Below are 517 nucleotides of genomic sequence, written 5' to 3'. Positions count from 1 at the left end.
GGATTATGTTCTTGATGTAGCGTACCACATGGTTCTTCCCGCGGCGACGCTAGCGCTTTCCAATATAGGCTTAATCACTCGGCTAACACGAAGCAGTATGATTGGGGTCCTTGAGCAGGACTACGTGAAGGTTGCGCGTGCAAAAGGCTTGAGCGAAAGAGTTGTGTTAACGCGACATGCGCTTCGAAATAGTCTTCTACCCGTCATTACCGTTATCGGGGATACCTTGCCAGGCCTCATTGCGGGGGCCGTGATCGTGGAAACGGTATTCGGTTGGCCGGGATTAGGTCGCTTAACTCTTGATGCAATCAATGCCCGTGACTACTCGCTGCTTATGGGAATGTTTCTCGCGATCAGCGTTTTCGTCATCATCATCAATCTGATTGTTGATCTGCTCTACGCGGTTCTCGATCCACGTATTCGTTACCAGTAGGTTGTCCGATGGTTATTGCAATGTTGCGTCAGGCACACGGTTCGCGGGCCTGGTCACGGTTCAGTGTAAATGTCGGCGCCATGA

Annotated in this window: 1 protein-coding gene; it reads left to right on the top strand. The window is 51.3% G+C overall.

Going from position 1 to position 517, the window contains the following annotated elements:
• On the top strand, positions 1-433 hold a 433-nt coding region (locus ABD234_RS19135), incomplete at its 5' end, for an ABC transporter permease (RefSeq protein ID WP_344359677.1).
• Positions 434-517 lie beyond the last annotated feature (84 nt).

The sequence above is a fragment of the Brachybacterium phenoliresistens genome, assembly GCF_039530785.1.
In the GTDB taxonomy this organism is placed as follows: Bacteria; Actinomycetota; Actinomycetes; order Actinomycetales; family Dermabacteraceae; genus Brachybacterium; species Brachybacterium phenoliresistens.
The sequence above is the reverse complement of the archived record's forward strand: the minus strand, read 5'-3'. Positions and strand labels throughout refer to the sequence as shown.